The sequence below is a fragment of the Nonomuraea sp. N2-4H genome (genome assembly GCF_045291505.1).
In the GTDB taxonomy this organism is placed as follows: Bacteria; Actinomycetota; Actinomycetes; order Streptosporangiales; family Streptosporangiaceae; genus Nonomuraea; species Nonomuraea fastidiosa.
In genome coordinates this window covers 6699233-6716118 of record NZ_CP147987.1, presented here as the reverse complement: position 1 = coordinate 6716118, position 16886 = coordinate 6699233, and the positions used below count along the sequence as shown (strand labels likewise).

General features: G+C 71.9%; 19 protein-coding genes and 1 pseudogene. 11 read left to right on the top strand and 9 right to left on the bottom strand.

Annotated elements, in window-relative coordinates; all coding sequences use genetic code 11:
- Positions 1-326: 326 nt before the first annotated feature.
- Positions 327-671 carry a YciI family protein gene (locus tag WBK31_RS30700; RefSeq protein ID WP_364059769.1) on the top strand — a complete coding sequence of 115 codons (345 nt, stop codon included), beginning with the start codon at positions 327-329 and terminating at the stop codon, positions 669-671.
- Between the two features lie 179 nt (positions 672-850).
- On the opposite strand, the gene WBK31_RS30695 is transcribed toward WBK31_RS30700, so the two are convergent.
- Genes WBK31_RS30695 through WBK31_RS30685 form a run of 3 tightly spaced genes read right to left on the bottom strand, consistent with a single transcriptional unit; the run spans position 851 to position 3188 of the window.
- Positions 851-1036 (bottom strand): hypothetical protein, encoded by a 186-nt coding sequence (locus WBK31_RS30695; RefSeq protein WP_364059772.1) that lies wholly within the window; start codon positions 1034-1036, stop codon positions 851-853.
- Positions 1033-1908, bottom strand: a complete 876-nt coding sequence (locus tag WBK31_RS30690; protein WP_378786252.1) for a class I SAM-dependent methyltransferase — start codon at positions 1906-1908, stop codon at positions 1033-1035. Before WBK31_RS30690 ends, WBK31_RS30695 begins: the two co-directional genes overlap by 4 nt.
- Positions 1905-3188 (bottom strand): cytochrome P450, encoded by a 1284-nt coding sequence (locus WBK31_RS30685; protein ID WP_364059776.1) that lies wholly within the window; start codon positions 3186-3188, stop codon positions 1905-1907. Before WBK31_RS30685 ends, WBK31_RS30690 begins: the two co-directional genes overlap by 4 nt.
- Before the next feature lie 307 nt (positions 3189-3495).
- On the opposite strand from WBK31_RS30685, the gene WBK31_RS30680 reads away from it, so the two are divergent.
- Together WBK31_RS30680 and WBK31_RS30675 are read left to right on the top strand one after the other, a co-directional pair.
- Positions 3496-3870 (top strand): hypothetical protein, encoded by a 375-nt coding sequence (locus WBK31_RS30680; protein WP_364059779.1) that lies wholly within the window; start codon positions 3496-3498, stop codon positions 3868-3870.
- 48 nt (positions 3871-3918) lie between these two features.
- A pseudogene (locus WBK31_RS30675) lies at positions 3919-4347 on the top strand (ATP-binding cassette domain-containing protein); the annotation flags it as partial.
- Here WBK31_RS30675 and WBK31_RS30670 read toward each other — a convergent pair.
- Positions 4336-4872, bottom strand: a complete 537-nt coding sequence (locus tag WBK31_RS30670) for a hypothetical protein (RefSeq protein ID WP_406673552.1) — start codon at positions 4870-4872, stop codon at positions 4336-4338. The pseudogene WBK31_RS30675 and the gene WBK31_RS30670 overlap by 12 nt on opposite strands.
- Here WBK31_RS30670 and WBK31_RS30665 point away from each other — a divergent pair.
- Entirely contained in the window at positions 4856-5707 is an 852-nt protein-coding gene (locus WBK31_RS30665) for an ABC transporter permease (protein ID WP_364059785.1), read from the top strand. The two genes, WBK31_RS30670 and WBK31_RS30665, sit on opposite strands and share 17 nt — an antisense overlap.
- On the opposite strand, the gene WBK31_RS30660 is transcribed toward WBK31_RS30665, so the two are convergent.
- Positions 5700-6887 (bottom strand): cytochrome P450, encoded by a 1188-nt coding sequence (locus tag WBK31_RS30660; protein ID WP_364059788.1) that lies wholly within the window; start codon positions 6885-6887, stop codon positions 5700-5702. The two genes, WBK31_RS30665 and WBK31_RS30660, sit on opposite strands and share 8 nt — an antisense overlap.
- A gap of 51 nt (positions 6888-6938) precedes the next feature.
- On the opposite strand from WBK31_RS30660, the gene WBK31_RS30655 reads away from it, so the two are divergent.
- From WBK31_RS30655 to WBK31_RS30640, 4 genes are read left to right on the top strand one after another with little or no spacing between them, the layout of a single operon-like run.
- The gene (locus WBK31_RS30655) at positions 6939-8144 is read left to right on the top strand and encodes an FAD-dependent oxidoreductase (protein ID WP_364059791.1); all 1206 of its coding nucleotides are present in this window, start codon (positions 6939-6941) and stop codon (positions 8142-8144) included.
- Positions 8141-9082, top strand: coding sequence for a Rieske 2Fe-2S domain-containing protein (locus tag WBK31_RS30650; RefSeq protein ID WP_364059794.1), 942 nt, complete (start codon positions 8141-8143; stop codon positions 9080-9082). Before WBK31_RS30655 ends, WBK31_RS30650 begins: the two co-directional genes overlap by 4 nt.
- Positions 9079-9879 (top strand): alpha/beta hydrolase, encoded by an 801-nt coding sequence (locus WBK31_RS30645; RefSeq protein WP_364059797.1) that lies wholly within the window; start codon positions 9079-9081, stop codon positions 9877-9879. The genes WBK31_RS30650 and WBK31_RS30645 overlap by 4 nt, the downstream gene beginning before the upstream one ends.
- Positions 9866-10507, top strand: a complete 642-nt coding sequence (locus WBK31_RS30640; RefSeq protein ID WP_364059800.1) for a VOC family protein — start codon at positions 9866-9868, stop codon at positions 10505-10507. The genes WBK31_RS30645 and WBK31_RS30640 overlap by 14 nt, the downstream gene beginning before the upstream one ends.
- Here the strand turns inward: WBK31_RS30640 and WBK31_RS30635 are convergent.
- Positions 10490-10651 carry a hypothetical protein gene (locus WBK31_RS30635; protein WP_393202987.1) on the bottom strand — a complete coding sequence of 54 codons (162 nt, stop codon included), beginning with the start codon at positions 10649-10651 and terminating at the stop codon, positions 10490-10492. The genes WBK31_RS30640 and WBK31_RS30635 overlap by 18 nt on opposite strands.
- A gap of 189 nt (positions 10652-10840) precedes the next feature.
- Between WBK31_RS30635 and WBK31_RS30630 the strand changes: the two genes are divergently transcribed.
- Both WBK31_RS30630 and WBK31_RS30625 read left to right on the top strand, forming a co-directional pair.
- On the top strand, positions 10841-11377 hold the full coding sequence (locus WBK31_RS30630) for a hypothetical protein (RefSeq protein WP_364059806.1): 537 nt from the start codon (positions 10841-10843) through the stop codon (positions 11375-11377).
- An 85-nt stretch (positions 11378-11462) separates the two neighbouring features.
- Positions 11463-11642, top strand: a complete 180-nt coding sequence (locus WBK31_RS30625; RefSeq protein WP_364059809.1) for a hypothetical protein — start codon at positions 11463-11465, stop codon at positions 11640-11642.
- A 4-nt stretch (positions 11643-11646) separates the two neighbouring features.
- On the opposite strand, the gene WBK31_RS30620 is transcribed toward WBK31_RS30625, so the two are convergent.
- The 3 genes from WBK31_RS30620 to WBK31_RS30610 all read right to left on the bottom strand — a co-directional run bounded on the left by WBK31_RS30620 (position 11647) and on the right by WBK31_RS30610 (position 15328).
- Positions 11647-12576, bottom strand: a complete 930-nt coding sequence (locus WBK31_RS30620; RefSeq protein WP_364059812.1) for a carbohydrate ABC transporter permease — start codon at positions 12574-12576, stop codon at positions 11647-11649.
- On the bottom strand, positions 12573-13613 hold the full coding sequence (locus WBK31_RS30615) for an ABC transporter permease subunit (protein ID WP_364059815.1): 1041 nt from the start codon (positions 13611-13613) through the stop codon (positions 12573-12575). The genes WBK31_RS30620 and WBK31_RS30615 overlap by 4 nt, the downstream gene beginning before the upstream one ends.
- Before the next feature lie 71 nt (positions 13614-13684).
- The gene (locus WBK31_RS30610) at positions 13685-15328 is read right to left on the bottom strand and encodes an extracellular solute-binding protein (RefSeq protein ID WP_364059818.1); all 1644 of its coding nucleotides are present in this window, start codon (positions 15326-15328) and stop codon (positions 13685-13687) included.
- Positions 15329-15602: 274 nt separating this feature from the next.
- Between WBK31_RS30610 and WBK31_RS30605 the strand changes: the two genes are divergently transcribed.
- A complete protein-coding gene (locus WBK31_RS30605; RefSeq protein WP_364059821.1) occupies positions 15603-16808 on the top strand; it encodes an ROK family transcriptional regulator in 1206 nt (401 codons plus the stop codon).
- The last annotated feature ends 78 nt before the right edge of the window (positions 16809-16886 follow it).

Here is a 16886-nt window from a genome sequence, read left to right as displayed (position 1 = left end):
CCCGGGATACGAGGCGACGGCGCTCCCGGGACACGCGGCGACGGTGCTCCCGGGACGCGAGGCGACGGCGCTCCCGGGACCTGAGGCGACGGCGCTCCCGGGGCATGCCCCGACGGCGCTCCAGGGCGTGGGGCGGGGCGCTTCCGGCTGCGCGGCAGGGGCGGGCCCCGGGCGCGCGGCAGGGGTGCCTTCCGCCGCGCGAAGGGGGCGCTGGGGGCAGACGAGCAGCGCTGCGACGTGGCAGGATGTCACGATAGTGCCGACCGGGGCCGCTGCCCGCCTCTCGCCGATCCCGTGGGCGGATGTCCGAGGAAGGTGGACGACTGATGGACTTCGTGCTGCTGATCCACGGCGACGAGATGCTCTGGGACGCCTTCAGCGAGAGCGAGCGCAGGCGCATGGCCGAGGCCCACCGCCGGTTCGGCAGGGAGATGGTGGAGGCGGGGGTCAACGTCAAGTACGGTGCGGGGCTCACCAGGTCCCGCGAGGGCAGGCTGGTGCGGCCGGACGGCCCGGCCGTCCAGGGGCCCTACGCGGTCGGGCGCGAGCAGATCGGCGGTATCTGGATCATCGACGTCGCCTCCGCCGAGGAGGCCGAGTCGTGGGCGCGCAAGATGCCGTACGCACCGGGCGACATCGTCGAGGTCAGGCCCTGCGATCCCACGGCCTGAGGCGCGACCTCACGGCCTGAGGCGGGATCTACGGCTTGAGGCGCGACCTCACGGCTTGAGGCGGGACTCTACGGCTTGAGGCGGGACCCCGGCGCCCCGGCGGCCGCGGGGACGGTCACCGGGGCCGGGCGAGCGCCTCAGTAACAGCGCCTCAGTAACAGCGCGTCGGTAACAGCGCCTCAGTAACTGGGGCGGCGGCTGAGCACGATGCCCGCGGCCAGGAAGAGCAGGCCGGCGGCGCCGTACACGATGGCCGGGGTGGTGGCGGGCGGCTGCTGGCTGGCGTTCACCACGGCCAGGCCGAGGCCGACGATCCCGCTGATGTAGCAGAAGATCGCCACGAAGATCTTCCAGAACGGACTCATTGTGCATTCCTCCCGAACCTTGCGGGTTTCTCCGGATCCTTCTCCGGTACTGAGGGGGCCGGGCCTGGCGGCGCGGTCCCTGCGGCGGCGAAGCCGAGCAGCATGACCCAGGCGTCCGGGTCGGCCAGGAAACGCCGCCAGCGGTCGGCCGCCAGGGCCAGCTCGGCCATCGACAGCACGCCTGCGGCCACGAGCGGCGCCAGGCGCTCGGGGCCGAGATGCGGGGCGAAGGCGGCGGTCGGGTGGGTGTCGTTGGTGGTCGCGAACGTGCGCAGCAGCACGTCCGCGAAGCCCGCGCGGCGCAGCAGCCGGGTGAGCCGCCTGCCGATCTGACGGTCCCCGCCCGCCTCGCGCTGCGCCCGCGCCATCGCGGCGTGCACGTGGGCCAGCTCGGGGTACATCGGGTCCGCCAGGCCCCACAGCATGCTGTCGACCTCGACGACGACCACGGTGCCGCCGGGCCGCAGCACGCGCAGCACCTCGGCCAGCATCGGCGCGGGGTCGGCGAGGTGCTGCAGTACGTATCGCAGCAGTACGCCTCCCACGCTCCCCGTACGCAGGGGCAGCCGGGCGCCGTCGGCGGCCACGAGCGGGGCGCCGCAGCCGCCCGCGTGACGCAGCAGTCCCGCGTCCACGTCGAGCGCGATGACCGGCAGGCCGGGCTCGGCGTCGCGCAGCCTGCGGGTGACCGCGCCCGAGCCGGCGCCCAGTTCGAGCAGCGGCCCCGCGCGGGTCAGCCCGAGGTCGCGCATGATGCGCAGCTCCTCGTCGAAGGAGAGCGCCGCCTGCGCCTCAAGACGGGCCAGCTCGCCGGGCACGCCGCCCAAGGTGGTGCCGGCGACGTCGTACGAGCCCGCCAGGCCCGCGCTCACCGCGGCCTCGGCGTCATCGTCATGCCGTGCCTCGGCCGCAACGTGACCAGCGCCTCGGGCTCGACGGGGAACCCCTCGGCCAGCTCCATGCGCAGGTCGCGCAGCAGCACGGCGAGCACGAGCGTGGCCTCCACCATCGCGAAGTGCCGCCCCAGGCAGATGCGCGGGCCGCCGCCGAAGGGCAGGTACTGGTGGCTGAGGTGGCGCGCCACCGCCTCCGGGTCGAACCGCTCGGGACGGTAGGCCTCGGGCTCGTCCCAGAAGCGCGGGTCGCGGTGCAGCACCCACGGGCTGATGCAGACCAGCGACCCGGCGGGGATGTCGTAGCCGTCGATGACGTCGGCCGCCACGCTGCGCCGCGAGATGAGCCAGACCGGCGGATAGAGCCGCATCGCCTCCTGGACGGCCTGCCGGCACCTGCGCAGCGCGGGCAGGTCGGCGGCGCTCGGAGCCCGGCCGCGCAGCACCTCGTCGATCTCCGCGCGGACCGCCGCGGCGGCCTCCGGGTGGCGGTCGAGCAGGTAGAGCGTCCAGGTCAGGGACTTGGCCGTGGTCTCATGCCCGGCCATGATGATCGTCAGCACCTGGTCGCGCAGCTCGGCGTCCGTCATCGCGGGTGCGCCGTGGCCGGTCCCGCCCGGGTGCGCCTCCGCGAGCAGCGCGCTCAGCAGGTCGTCGCCCGCGCCGCCCGTGCGGCGGGCCGCGATGATGACCCGGGTCACCCGGTCGAGGAAGGCCCGCGCCCGCTGGAATCCGGCGTAGCGCGCCGCGGTGTCGGCCGGATCGGGGTCGTCCGTCGGTACGTAGTGCCCGATGAACCGGTTGACCGCGTCCACGGCCCGGCCGAACCCCTCGCCCGCGCCGCCGATGTCGGTGCCGAGCATGGCCTTGACGATCACCGTCAGGGTGAGCGCGGTCAGGTCGTGGTCCACGCGTACGGACGCGGCGCCCCGCCACTGCCGCGCCAGGTGCTCGGCGGCCTCCACGATGACCTGGTCGAAGCGGGTGACCTCGGAGGGCCGGAAGGCGGGCGCGCACATGCGGCGCTGCGCCGCCCACTCGGCGCCGTTGCTGGTCAGCAGGCCGTTGCCGAGCAGCGGGCGCAGCATGTCGTCGTCCGGCGTACGGTCCTTGGTGTAGTTCGTACCGTTCTCTTTGAGTACGTACCTGGCCAGGTCCGGCCGGTTCAGCATGTAGACCGGCTCTCCGTCGGCGTCATGGCGGGTCACGTCCCCGAGTGCCGCCATCGCGGTCACGAACGCGAGCGGCGCGTCCCGCATGGCGCGCAGGCTCTGGGTCCCCGCCGGTCCAGGCGGCACCCGGGGGGATACGTACGTCCCGGACATGAGCACTCCCGATGGCTTACGTAAATGGAATTCGGAATACGCATTTCCGGCCGCTGAATACGTATAAGTATTTCGTACGGTTCCGGCCCGCGCATTTGCAGAGTACCTTTTGACGGGAGGGGCCTCAATACTTAATCGAGTGCCCCGGAAATTAAGTCTGGGCAACCTGGAAATAGGCGTGCAAGACTCCATTCCGAGACGGCGCACCGGCGCCGATGGGGAAAGCTCCCAGGAGGAAGCAATGGCTCTGAATCCCAGAGAGCGGACGGAATTCGTCAACGCCTACACCCGGGTTCTCATCACGGCGTGGTCGAGCGAGGAGTTCTCGGCCAAGCTCGACAACAATCCGCGCGAGGCGCTGGCGGAATCCGGTCTCGAGGTTCCCGCGGACGCTCAGATCAACGTGGTGCGCAACATCCCCGACAACGCCCACGACTCCAACATCGACGTTCAGGTCGCCCTCTGGGAGCGCGGCCTGGAGACGGGGGTGTACGAGTTCCACATCCCCGAGACGCCGCAGATCGACATGGCCGAGCTGAGCGAGGGCGACCTCGACTCCATCGCGGCCGGCATCGACATCAACTGCTGCTGCTGCCCGTGCTGCTGCTGCACCTGACCTGAGCCGCCGCAGAGGTCTCGCACGCCCGAGAGGAATGAGGAGATCATGTCCGACGATCAGGCCGACCCGATCCGCGTACGGGGACTGCGCAAGCAGTACGGCGCCAGCCACACCCTGCGGGGTGTGGACCTGGACGTCCGGCAAGGAGAGGTCTTCGCCTTACTCGGCCCCAACGGCGCCGGCAAGACGACGACGGTCGAGATCCTCGAGGGCGTGCGCAGGCGCTCGGGCGGCGAGGTCCGGGTGCTCGGCCGCGACCCGGCCGAGGACGCGCCGAGCTGGCGCGCCAGGATCGGCATCGTGCCGCAGACCACCGGCGCGTACACCGACCTGACCGTGCGCGAGGTGGTCGAGCACTTCGCCTCCTTCTACCCGGCGCCGCTGCCCGTCGATCAGGTGATCGGCATGGTGGGGCTGGGCAAGCAGGAGCGCAAGCAGGCCCAGACGCTGTCGGGCGGCCAGCTACGCCGCCTCGACGTCGCCGTCGGCATCGTGGGCGACCCCGACCTGATCTTCCTGGACGAGCCCACCACCGGGCTCGACCCGGAGGCCAGGGCGGAGGCGTGGGACCTGGTGCGCTTCTTCGCCGACCAGGGCAAGACGACCGTGCTGACCACCCACTACCTGGACGAGGTGGAGGCGCTGGCGCAGCGGGCCGCCGTCATCGTCGCGGGCGCGGTCGTGGAGACCGGGGCGGTCAGCGAGCTGGGCGGGCGGCGCGAGGTGCCCGCCACGGTCAGCTTCACCGCCACCGGCGGCCTGAGCGCCGCGACCCTGCCGGATCTGCCTCACGGCACCACCGTGGCCCCCTCCGACGGGGACGCGATCGTGCTGCACACCCACCGGCCCACGCAGGTCCTGGCCGCGCTGCTGCCGTGGGCGGCCGCCGCCGGTGTGGGGGAGCTGCCCGACCTGCGCGTCCACCGGCCGACGCTGGAGGACGTCTATCTCAAGTTGATCCGCGAGAACCAGGGGAAGCGTCATGAGCTCGAACGCCATGGTCGCCGAACAGAGCCGCGCGGTCGCGTACGGCGGGGGCTCGGGATTATGGCGGGCGTCGGTGGCCCGCTCCTCGGTCGAGCTGAAGTCGTTCTTCCGCAACCGGCAGTCGCTGTTCTTCACGCTGCTGCTGCCGATCGTGCTGCTGCTGGTGCTCGGCTCGATCTTCTCCGGCACGGTCCCCGGCACCCACACCGACTTCAAGCAGATGTTCGTGGCCGGAATCATCGCCTGCGGCATCATGAGCGTCAGCTTCAACGGCCTGGCGATCAACATCGCGATCGAGCGCGACAACGGCATGATCCGCCGCCTGGCCTCCTCGCCGATGCCGAAGACCGCGTACTTCATCGGCAAGATCGTCCGCGTGGTGGTGACCGGCGTCCTGGAGGCGGCGATCCTGCTGCTGGTCGGGGTGACGCTGTTCCACCTGCCGCTGCCGTCCGACACCGGCCACTGGCTGACGTTCGCGTGGGTGCTGCTGCTCGGCGCCGCCGCCTGCTCGCTGCTCGCGGTCGCGTTCAGCGCGGTCATCCCCAACGCCAGGTCGGCATCGGCCATCGTGACGCTGCCGTTCCTGGTGCTGCAGTTCATCTCGGGGGTGTTCTTCCCCTACAGCGAGCTGCCGCATTGGATGCAGACGATCGCGGCGTTCTTTCCGCTCAAGTGGATGACGCAAGGGCTGCGCTCGGTCTTCCTGCCCGCCGACTTCGCTGTGGTGGAGCCGGCGCACACGTGGGAGCTCGGCAGGACCGCCGTCGTGCTCGGCTCCTGGTGCGCGGCGGCGCTGCTGCTGACCCTGCTGACGTTCCGCTGGCGCGGCGCGAACGTCAGGTAGCGAGGGTGAAGCCGGTCAGCCGCCTGGGCACCAGGCTCGGGGCCCACGAGGGCGGCTCCCCGACGGGACGCAGCCCCGGATACCTGCTCAGCAGGCCGCGCAGCAGCAGCGCGCCGGCCTGCCTGACCAGCGGGGCGCCGAGACAGAGATGGGTGCCGGCGCCGAAGGCGAGGTGGGGGTTGGGCGAGCGCGTCACCACCAGCTCGTCGGGATCGGCGAACACCGCCGGGTCGCGGTTGGCGGCCCCCACCAGGGCCAGCACCCTGGCGCCCGCCGGGATCACCCCGCCGTCCAGGCGTACTTCCTCGGTGGTCACCCTGGCCGTGAACGGGATGGGCGACTCCAGGCGCAGCAGCTCGTCCACGGCGGACACCGCCGTGTCGTGGCCGCCGCGCACCTGCTCGGCGGCCTCCTCGCGGGGCAGCAGCCAGTGCAGCGCGTTGCCCACCATCTCGGCCAGCGGCTTCCACCCGCCGACGACGGTCAGCGACGCTATGCCCAGCATCTCCGCCCTGGTCAGCCGGTCGTCCGCGGCCAGCCGTCCGAAGGGCGTCGCCTCGCCGCCGGCTCTCACGGCCGCGGCCGCCGCGTCGGCGCGCTCGCCCAGGAAGCGGGTCAGCTCGCCCATCGCGGCCCGCCCGGCCGCCGCGGCCTGCGGCCCGGCCAGCGGGTCGAGGTTGACCGCGACCCGCGCGGCCAGCTCGGCGAACGCGGCCCGGTCGGCGGACGGCAGCCCGAACAGCCTGGCCAGCACGCCCGTGGCGAGCGGCTCACCGATGTCGGCCGTGGCCTCGATGCGCTCACGCCCGGCCAGGCCGTCGAGCACCCGGCCGATCTCCGCCTCGATGCCGCCGGAGATGCCGCGGATCGCGGCGGGCCCCATGAGCAGCGCTCCGGGCGAGCGTAACCGCTGGTGCTCAGGCGGGTCGGTGGTGAGCATCGACGGCGGCAGCTCGTCGTCCCTGACCCGCTCCCGCTGCCCCAGCGCCGCCGAGAAGCGCGGGTCGCGCAGCGCGAGCGCGCAGTCGGCGTGCGCGGTCAGCAGCCACATGCGCGAGGTGACGTCGAAGTGGACGGGGTCGTTCTCCCGCAGCCACCGGTACGCCGGATACGGATCCGGCCGTCCGCGAGGAGAGAACGGATGGGCCAGGTGGGCGGGCAGCGTGCGGGGTGCCGTCATCGCATCTCCTCGTGATCAAGGCGACGACAACCTACTACAGAGGACGGGCCGGTGACAGAGCTGGACGTGGTCGTGATCGGCGCGGGCGTGAGCGGGCTCGCCGCCGCCAGGGCGCTGGCGGACGCGGGCCTCCAGGTCGCGGTGCTGGAGGCCAGGAAGCGCATCGGCGGCAGGATCCACACCGACGAGCGCTCGGGACTGGAGCTCGGGGCGCAGGTCGTGCACGGCGACCGCAACCCGATCGGCGCGCTGCCCGGCCTGCCCGCCCCGGTGCCGCTGCCCCGCCACGCCGCCAGGGTGCTGTTGGACGGCGCGCCCCGCCCGCTGTCGGCGCTGTGCCCGCCGCCGCCGCTGCTGGAGGCGCGGCTGGCGGCGAGCGCGGCCGGGGACGTGCCGGTGGCGCGATGGCTGAAGGAGGCGACCGCGCGCGTTCCCGACGCCCTGGAGCCCGCCGCCGAGTGGTTCAGGCAGAACTGGGCGGGCGAGCCTGAGGCGCTGAGCGCGCTCGGCCTGGCCGCCGCCCGCCGCGCCGACGCCGTGGGGCGGGGCGAGTTCGTGCTGCCCGGCGGCTTCGGCACGCTGACGGAGCGGCTGGCGCAAGGGCTGCACCTCCGGCTCGGCGACCCGGTCGTCCGCCTGAGCTGGTCGCCTGGACGCGTCCGCGCCGTGACCGAGGCGGGCCGTCGCGCCGACGCCGCCGCGGCCGTCGTCACGGTGCCGCCGCAGGTCGTCGCCGACCGGCGGCTGGTCATCGACGACCTCCCCGTACGCAAGCAGGCGGCGGCCCGCGAGCTGCGCCCCGGCGACGCCTGGTGCGCCGTGGTCACCTATCCCGTGCCCGCTCCCGAGTCGGCCGTGATCTTCGACCCGGGCGGCCGGCTGGGCTTCGTGACCGTCACGGCCGGGCGTCCCGAGGCGGTGGTCGTGGCCAAGGCGGGCGCGGCGGGCCGGGCCAGGGCCGCCTGGCAGGCGGGAACCCTGCCCGCGCTGCTGGCCGATGCGCTGCCGTGGACCGGCGGCCGGGCGCCGGAGCGTACGCGGGTGGCCGACTGGGGCGCCGATCCGTGGGCGGGCGGCGCGTACACCTACCCGGCGGTGGGGGCGCTGTGGGCGCCCGCCGCCTGGGCCGAACCGATGGACGGGACCCTCTTCTTCGCCGGCGAGGCCACGACCGGCCCGGCGGGCCCGCCCATGGCGCACATGGCGATGGCCGGCGGCGAGCGCGCGGCCACTGAGGTGATCGGAGCACTGAGGTGATCGAACAGACGACGTCACGTTCCGCCCCCGATCAGCTGCACGGCGGATGGTTCCTGCTCGCGCTCGACGACGAGCTGGGCCCCGGCATCACCCCGCTCAAACTCGGCGCGCGGAACCTGATCGCGGTGCGCGACGACGACCGCGTCCGCGTGTTCGCGGCGACCTGCCCGCACCGGGGCGCCCACCTGGGCTACGGCGGCACGCTGGACGGCCAGTGCGTCATCTGCCCCTTCCACGGCAAGCGCATCGCGCTCGGCGACACCGCCCGCCGCTGGTCGGTGCCCGAGGTGCGGACGCTGCACGCCGGGTCGGCGCTGTTCGCCCGGCTGTCCGACGATCCGGGCGACGACCGGGGCTTCGAGCAGGCGATCAAGCAGGCCGCCGGGGAGCTGACGTTCGTGCCCGCCGTGCACCAGGAGGTCGCGGTGCCCGCCGAGTACGTGGTGGAGAACGCCTTCGACGCCGAGCACTTCAGCACCGTCCACCTGGTGCCCGCGGTCAAGGGCATGCGCGTCAGCATGGGGGAGCACGACGAGCTGGTCATCGAGGGCGAGTTCCGGACCAAGGCGCCGCCGTGGGAGCGGCCGGGGGAGAAGGACAGGCAGCTCAACTTCGCCTCCCGCTTCGTGGCCCGCGCCTACAGCCCGCACCTCGTGCTGACCGAGCTGGGCACGGCGGAGGCGCCGTACACGATCATCACGGGAGCGGTGCCGGACGGGACGGGCTGCGTCGGCCGGGTGGTCATCGGCGTGCGGCCCGACAGGACAGCCTCGCTTCCCGCGCTCGTGCACGGCGCGAAGTACGCCTTCCAGCAGGACCGGGTGGTCTGGGACCACCTGGACGTGCACGCGCCGCAGCGCTACGACGCGGCCGACACCTCCGTGATCGCCTTCCGCCGCTTCTGCGACGGTTTCGCCCCCGCGGGGGCGCTGTCATGACCCTGTACGTGCGGACCCGCGGCGAGGGCCCCTCGGTGCTGTGGATCCACGGCTACACGATGGACGGCTCGGTCTGGGAGCCGCTGTGGCGGCTGCTGCCCGGCTGGCGGCACGTCGGCGTGGACCTGCCGGGGCACGGCCGCTCGCACCCGCTGCGCCCCGGCACGTCGCTGCCCGCGCTGGCGGCGGAACTCGCCGAGCTGGCTCGCGCCGAGCGGGCCGCGCTGGTGGTGGCCGAGTCGATCGGCTCGATGGTCGCCCTGCAGCTCGCCATCGACCACCCGGACGACGTGCGCGGGCTCATCGTCGGCTCACCGACGATCGCCGGCGCCCCGGCCGAGCCGGGCACCGCCGAGCGCTACCGCACGCTCGCCGGGCTGGCCAGGATGGGCGTGGACGGCGAGCGGCTGGCCGATGTGTGGATGGCGGCGCCGCCTGACATCTTCCGCGGCACCGAGGCCCATCCCGAGCTGCGGGCCAGGCTGCGCGCGATCGTGGCCGGGCACTCGTGGCGGGAGCTGCGCGACGGCGCCATGGCCGGCCTGAGCGGCCACGTGCACACCGCGGACGACCTGCGCGGCATAGCGGCGCGCACGCTGGTCCTGGTAGGCGAGCAGGACATGCCGGCCTTCCGCGCCGCCTCCGTACGGCTGCGCGTCACCGTGCCGCGCTGCCGGGTGGTCACCGTCCCCGACGCCGGGCACCTGTGCATGATCGAACGTCCCGGTGCCGTGGCGCCCGCCATCGCCGCCCACCTGAGCACGGCGGCGCCGGAGGTGCAGCATGCCGGTTCATGAGCACTACACGCCCGGCACCCCCTGCTGGGTGGACTACGGGGCGCTGGACCCCGCGGGCGCGCGCGCCTTCTACGGCGAGCTGTTCGGCTGGACGTTCCGCGACGCGGGCGGCTACGCCTTCATCGAGCTGGACGGCCGCGTCGTGGGCGGCTTCGGCCGGGTGCCCGCCGGGCTGCCCGCGTCCTGGAACACGTACCTGGCGACCGAGGACGCGCAGGCGGCGGCCGCGCGGGTGAAGGAGCGCGGGGGAAGCGTGCTGTTCGGGCCGGTGCCCGCGGGGGACGACGGGCGGCTGCTGCTCGCGCTCGACTCCTCGGGCGCGGTCTTCGGGCTGTGGGAGGGCCACCGGCCGTCCGGGATCGTGCTGGTGGACGAGCCGGGTACGTGGTGCCGGCACGAGCTGTGGACCGGCGACGCCGCCTGCTATCCCGACTTGCACGGGGTCGAGGTCGTGCCGCCGCCGGAGGGGATGGGCCCGCGCTGGGTGACGTTCTTCGCCACCGCCGACCGGGCCGAGACGGCCGCGCGGGCCGTCGAGCTGGGCGCCACGATCGTCCCCGGCGCCCCGGACGGCGGCCGCGCGACGATCGTGTACGACCCCTGGGGCGCGTTACTGGCGCTGGCGTGACCTGGCCATGAAGAGGAAGTACGCCGCCACGAGAAGCGCCCCGACGATGGTGACCACCGTGCCCACCGTTTGGCCGATCAGGAAGGCCACGACGACCGCCGCCGCGTAGACCAGGGGGACGACGAGCCGGAGGTTCACTCCCATGAGCGCTCCCTTAACGAGATTGCGGACTTCATCCGCATCATCGGTGCGCCGTTCCCCGCGGTCCAGGAGAGCGGCCGCTTTTACGCATCAAATTACGCATCAGGGCCCTGGCATACGTACGCCGCGGGCGCGGTGCGCGCCGGCGTACGCGTCACTCGAAACCCCGCACGACCGTGGAGGACGTCTCCCATGAAGTCACGCCTGTTACTCTCGCTGGCCTGCCTCCTGCTGCTGGTCTCCTCGGCCCCCGCCATGGCCGCCGCCCGTGAGCCGCTCACCCAGGCCGAGGCGATGCGGCGGCTGTCGTTCATGGTCGGCGCGTGGGCGGGGACGGGCTGGACCATCCTGCCGTCGGGCGCCCGCCAGGAGTTCCTGCAGACGGAGTGGATCCGCTACCAGGCGGGCGACCTGGTCATCTCGGTCGAGGGGCAGGGGCGGGACAAGGCCGACCCGCGCACGATCGTGGACAGCGCGCTCGCCGTGATCAACTACAACGACGTGACGGGGGAGTACCGCTGGGAGGCGTTCTCCCGTGGACACGTCACCACCGTCACCCCGGTCGTCGGCGACCACCGGTTCGAGTGGAGCCTGCAGACGCCCGCCTTCACCACCCGCTACACGCTGACCTTCACCGACACGACCTGGCACGAGATCGGCGAGACCACTACGGACGGCGGCGCGACCTGGCGGCAGAACTTCCAGATGGATCTGCGCCGCCTCTACTGACCGCGTGCCGGAGGCGGGGGCGGGGCCGGGTACCTTTGTCGGAGAAAGCCTGAAGATTTCGCCCCGCCCCTGAAGGGACGTCGCCGTGTTCTACCGCAAGCCGATCGAGGAGCGCATCGCCGAGCGTCAGGCCAAGCTGCGCCCCCTGAAGGAGGGCAAGCACTTCGAGCACGGCCCGGCGAAGTTCGTGTTCATCTCGCTGATCACGATCGTGGTGCTCGTGCACTTCGTCGGCCTGGCCATCGTCATGCACTTCTATTCGTGAGTGCTCACCCCTTGACCGCGCCCACGATCACCCCCTTGGTGAAGTGGCGCTGCACCAGCGGATAGAGGATCAGCGCGGGGATGACGGCGATCACCACGATGGCCATCTTGATGGCGAGGGTGGGCGGCGCGTCCCCGGTCACGCCGGCGGTGGCGGCCGGCAGCGGGTTGGAGTCGACCACGTACTGCCGCAGGATCAGCGCGAGCGGCCACTTGCGCGTGTCGTCGATGTAGAGCATCGCGTTGAACCACGCGTTCCAGTAGCCGACCGCGTAGAACATCGCCACGACCGCCGTGACCGCCTTCGACATGGGCAGCACGATGCGGAAGAGGATGCGGAACTCGCCCGCCCCGTCGATGCGGGCGCTGTCCAGGATCTCCTTCGGGATGTTCATGAAGAACGAGCGCAGCACCACCACGTTGAACGCCGACACCGCCGTCGGCAGGATCAGCGACCAGTAGCTGTCCTTCAGCCCCAGCCCGCTGACCATCAGGTAGACGGGGATGATGCCGGGGAAGAAGACGAACATCAGCAGGATGCTGAACAGCAGCGGCCGGTGCAGGAACGAGCCGGGCCGCGACAGCGAGTACGCCCCCAGCACGCTCACCCCGGCGCTGATGAGCGTCCCGACGATGGTCACGCCGGTGCTGACCAGGATCGCCCGGCTGACCACCGTGTCGGAGAAGATCTGCCGGTACGCCTCGAACGTGATGCCGTCGGGCACCAGCACGAGCCCGCCGGCCTCGGTCACCGTCTTCGCCGAGCTGAGGCTGGTGAGCACGATCGTGTAGAGGGGGCCGAGCACGGCCACCAGGATCAGCGTGATCAGCGTGCCCTTGCCGAGCCGCCCGGCCGCCGACGGGGGCTCCTCCCAGGGCGCCAGCCGGGACGGGCGCCGCCCGCCGCGCCGGCGCGAGAGCGTCGAAGCCGTCATGATCGCGAATACACTCCTCGTTCACCCATGGCGTGCGCCACCCGGTTGGCCGCGAGAATCAGCAGCAGCCCCACCAGGCCCTTGAACAGCCCGGCCGCGGCGCCGTACCCCAGGTCGCCGGTACGCAGGCCGGACCAGTACACGAACGTGTCGAACACCTCGGACGCCTCGCTGCCGACCGCGCTGCGCTGCAGCATGAACTGCTCGAAGCCGACGTTGAGCGCGTCGCCGAGCCGCAGGATCAGCAGCAGCACGATCACCGGGCGCAGGCCGGGCAGCGTGATGTGCCACATCCGGCGCCAGCGGCGGGCGCCGTCCACGGCGGCGGCCTCGTACAGGTGCGGGTCGATGGTGCTGAGCGCGGCCAGGAAGATGATCGCGCCCCAGCCGGCGTCCTTCCAGATCGTCTGCGAGGTGATGAGCAGGATGAACGTGTCGGAGTTCGTCATCCAGTCCACGCCCTCGTACCCGTGCTCGCGCAGGATCTGCGCGAGCAGGCCGGCGCCGCCGAACATCTGCTGGAAGATGGCGATGACCAGCACCCAGGAGAAGAAGAACGGCATGTAGACGACGCCCTGCACGAACGCCCGCAGCCGGGCCGAGACGATGCTGTTCAGCAGCAGCGCGAGCAGGATCGGCACGGGGAAGTAGAAGACGAGCTGGAACGCCGTGATCGACAGGGTGTTGGCGATCGCGCGCAGGAACTGCGGATCCTCGAAGAGCAGCGCGAAGTTCGTGAAGCCGATGACGGGGCTGCCGAGGATGCCGTCGGTGTACGGGTTGTAGTCCTGGAAGGCGATGACGTTGCCGAGCGCCGGGATCCACCAGAAGGCGACCACGATGAGCAGCATCGGCAGGTTCATCACCAGGAGCGGCCAGTCCCTGCGCAGCTTGGCCCGCCAGGTCAGCCCCGGTGCCTCGTGGGCGGGCGCGCGGCGGCGCCGCGGCTTCTTGATCGTCGCCGTGCCGCCGCCCGCGCCCGCGGCCCCGCCCGTGCTCGTGCCCGTGGCCGCGCCTGTGCTCGTGTCCGTGCTCATGCCCGCGTTCGTGCTCTCGCCGGTCCCTGTGCCGATCTCTGTGCCTGTCTCTGGACCCGTTCGTGGCGCCGTCACAGCCGCCCGTTCTCGCGCGCGACCTTCATGTAGAACTCGCGCGCCTCGTTACCGCCCTGCTCCTGCCACTCCTTGAGGATCTTCGGCCACTCGGAGACCGGCCGCTTGCCGCGGAAGATCTCCTGCATCTTGTCCTCGGTGGGCGTGGCCATGCCGGCCATCTTCGACGGCGTCTCCACGCGGATGCCGACGAACGGGTCGTTCTCCAGGATCTTGGACGCCTTGGTCTGCCAGTCCCACAGGGACTGCACGAGCCCGTCGTACTGGCTCATCGCGTTGGCGTTGGGGCGGCCGGACAGGAACAGGTAGGTCGGTGCGACCTCCTTGCGGCCGAGCGCGGTCTGCTTGACCTGGCCGTTCACGACGTTGTAGTGCTTGCCCTCGACGCCGTTGTAGCACAGCTCGTACTCCTGGGTGCCGAACGGCCCGGAGGCCCAGTTCGACAGCGCGAGCAGCTCGCGGGTGCGGGCGTCGCCGAGGCCCTTCTTGATGAAGACGAACATGCTGGCGGGCTCGTTGCGCCACATGATGAGCCGCCCGCCGGGCTTCGCCGGGTACGGGTCGACGATCTGCATGTCGAAGTCGGGGTTGTCGGCCTGGAAGCGGCCGAGCGCCTCGTGCCAGGCGCCGAGGCCGTCGCGGTAGATGACGATCTCGCCGCTGCCGAAGATCGCCTTGTTGTCGGCGTCCTTGTTGGCCACGACGTCCGGGTGAACGTAACCGGCCTCGAACAGCTTGGTGACGAACTCGATGTGGGCGGCGAACTCCTCGGTCTCGTACTTGTACTCCAGCGTGCCGTCGCTCTTCTTGCGCCACTCGCGCGGCACGCCGAACGCCCGCTGGACCTCCTGCTCCATGCCGCCGCCGAACGCCCAGCGCTTGTCCTTCGGCGAGGTGATGGCCTTGCCGAGCGTGACCAGGTCGTCGGCGCTCTTGGGGTGTTCGAGGCCGAGCTTCTTCATGATGTCCTCGCGGACGAACGTGGCGAACGGGTACGGGTCGTTCTGCCATGGGATGCCCTGCAGCACGCCGCCGAAGACGCCGTACTGCCAGGCGGCGGTGTCGTAGTTGGCCAGCAGCGGGAACTCCTTGGCCTTGTCGCCGGCCAGGTACGGGGACAGGTCGGCGAACAGCTTGTTGGCCGCCTCGGTGAAGTGGCCGATCTTGGTCAGCTCCCACTGCGGGATCATCACCATCTCCGGCACGTCGCCGCTGGCCAGGACGGTGCTGAGCTTGTCACCGTAGGTGTTGCCGTCGGAGATGTTGAAGCGGACGACGCCGCCGAGGCGCTTGTTGACCTCGTCGTAGTAGGAGTTGCTGCCGAGCCCTGGCGGCACCGTGCCCCACAGCGGCGTCATCGCCGTCACCTCCTTGCCGCTGGTGAGCGGCGGGGTGGTGACGGCCTGCACCATCTCGGCCGGTCGCTTGAGGAAGCCAGGCTGCACGAACTCGGACCCGGGCAGGTCCGGCTTCAGCCCGGGGATCTCGTACGGCACCCGCGTCGGCACGAGGCTCGACAGCTTGTCGGCGGCGACGGCCGTGCCCTTGGGCGCCTGCCTCTTCTCGGCGCAGCCCGCCACCAGGACGCTTGCGCCGACCAGGCCGAGGAAACCGCGGCGGGTCGGGTTGGGTGTCGGCATGACTGGGTCCCTCCTCGGGGTGGGATGGGCCTCAGGGCGCGGAACGCCGCTGCCCGCGGTGGACCGCAGGCCGCGCCCCACCTACAATTAGTTGGTATTTCGACCAAACAAATTAGTAGAGTGTGACTGCAGCCACAAGGGATCGCGACGGTCACAGGTTGGTGCCGATGAGCAACCCGCATGACGAAGCGCCGGAGCCGCCGCTCTCCGGTTGGTGGAGAAAGCCGGCGATGCGGCATGCTGGGATCACTTCTTGGCGGGAACGGGGCTGATATTGATCACTTCCACGACCGGCCCTCAGCCGGCCGACTTCGCCGACGTACGGGCCACCAACCTGGCGGTCGTGCTGCGCTTCGTCCGTGAGCACGCGCCGTGCTCGCGCGCCGACATCGCGGCCTCCACCGGGCTGAACAAGGCGACCGTCTCCAGCCTGGTCGCCGACCTCATCGACCGCCGGCTGGTCCGCGAGACCGGGCTGACGGAGAACCGTGTCGGCCGGCCGGCCACGATGCTCGTGCTCGACGGCTCACCCTACGCGGCCATCGGGGTCGAGATCGGCGTCGACACCGTCTCGGCCATCGCCACCGACCTCGCGGGCGGGCGGCTGCTGACCTGGCGGCGGGCGTTCTCGGGCGGCGACTCGGTCAGCCAGAGCGTGGCCGGCGTCGGCGCGATCATCCGGCGCGTGGTCAACCGCATGGCCAAGGAGGAGCGCCAGGTGCTCGGCCTGGCCGTGGCCGTGCCGGGCCTGGTCGACGTGCAGGGCACCGTACGCCTGGCGCCCAGCCTCGGCTGGCACGACGCCGACATCGGCGGCGACCTGGCCAAGGCGCTGCGCGATCCGGGCTTCCCCATCCAGGTGGACAACGAGGCCAACCTCGCGGCCCTGGCCGAGCAGCGCTTCGGCTCCCATGCGGGCGCCGCCGACCTGGTCTATCTCAGCGGCGGGCTCGGCGTGGGCGCCGGCATCATCCTCGACGGGCGGCTGCGCAGAGGCGGCCACGGCTACAGCGGCGAGATCGGCCACGTGCAGCTCGACCCCGACGGGCCCGCCTGCCACTGCGGCCGCCGCGGCTGCCTGGAGGCGGTGGCCGGCATCGGCGCCGTGCTGCGCAAGGACCTGTCACCGGCCGAGACTCAGGCCGAGATCGAGGAGGTCGTCCGCCAGGCGCGGGCCGGCGACCCCGGCACGCTCGCCCGGCTCGCCGCGGTCGGCGCGGGCCTGGGCCAGGGCGTGGCCATCCTGGCCAACCTGCTCGATCCCGCCGTGGTGATCCTCGGCGGCTACTACGTCCCGCTGGCGCCGTGGGTGCTGCCCGCCGTGCACGAGGAGCTGGGCCGGCGCGTGGTGGCGCCAGGCGGCCCGGAGGTGGTGGCCTCGACGCTCGGGCACGACGCGGCCGCGCTCGGGGGCGCGGCACGGGTGCTCGACTCGCTCGATTCCGGAAGATTGCCGGGAGGATTGTCGCAGACCTCTTGACCTCGGTCACGGGGACGTGCACCCTTCAGTCAATCCACCGAAATGTCCGCGTAACTTCCCCAGGCCGGTCGTCGAAGC

What these genes read in the sequence shown, in the direction of transcription:
- WBK31_RS30695 (WP_364059772.1), bottom strand. Translation starts at nt 1,036, where the DNA reads ATGAGTCCGTTCTGGAAGATCTTCGTGGCGATCTTCTGCTACATCAGC.
- WBK31_RS30640 (WP_364059800.1), top strand. Translation starts at nt 9,866, where the DNA reads ATGCCGGTTCATGAGCACTACACGCCCGGCACCCCCTGCTGGGTGGAC.
- WBK31_RS30700 (WP_364059769.1), top strand. Translation starts at nt 327, where the DNA reads ATGGACTTCGTGCTGCTGATCCACGGCGACGAGATGCTCTGGGACGCC.
- WBK31_RS30615 (WP_364059815.1), bottom strand. Translation starts at nt 13,613, where the DNA reads ATGAGCACGGACACGAGCACAGGCGCGGCCACGGGCACGAGCACGGGC.
- WBK31_RS30635 (WP_393202987.1), bottom strand. Translation starts at nt 10,651, where the DNA reads ATGGGAGTGAACCTCCGGCTCGTCGTCCCCCTGGTCTACGCGGCGGCG.
- WBK31_RS30660 (WP_364059788.1), bottom strand. Translation starts at nt 6,887, where the DNA reads ATGACGGCACCCCGCACGCTGCCCGCCCACCTGGCCCATCCGTTCTCT.
- WBK31_RS30645 (WP_364059797.1), top strand. Translation starts at nt 9,079, where the DNA reads ATGACCCTGTACGTGCGGACCCGCGGCGAGGGCCCCTCGGTGCTGTGG.
- WBK31_RS30685 (WP_364059776.1), bottom strand. Translation starts at nt 3,188, where the DNA reads ATGCGGGACGCGCCGCTCGCGTTCGTGACCGCGATGGCGGCACTCGGG.
- WBK31_RS30670 (WP_406673552.1), bottom strand. Translation starts at nt 4,872, where the DNA reads ATGGCGTTCGAGCTCATGACGCTTCCCCTGGTTCTCGCGGATCAACTT.
- WBK31_RS30620 (WP_364059812.1), bottom strand. Translation starts at nt 12,576, where the DNA reads ATGACGGCTTCGACGCTCTCGCGCCGGCGCGGCGGGCGGCGCCCGTCC.
- WBK31_RS30630 (WP_364059806.1), top strand. Translation starts at nt 10,841, where the DNA reads ATGAAGTCACGCCTGTTACTCTCGCTGGCCTGCCTCCTGCTGCTGGTC.
- WBK31_RS30610 (WP_364059818.1), bottom strand. Translation starts at nt 15,328, where the DNA reads ATGCCGACACCCAACCCGACCCGCCGCGGTTTCCTCGGCCTGGTCGGC.
- WBK31_RS30680 (WP_364059779.1), top strand. Translation starts at nt 3,496, where the DNA reads ATGGCTCTGAATCCCAGAGAGCGGACGGAATTCGTCAACGCCTACACC.
- WBK31_RS30665 (WP_364059785.1), top strand. Translation starts at nt 4,856, where the DNA reads ATGAGCTCGAACGCCATGGTCGCCGAACAGAGCCGCGCGGTCGCGTAC.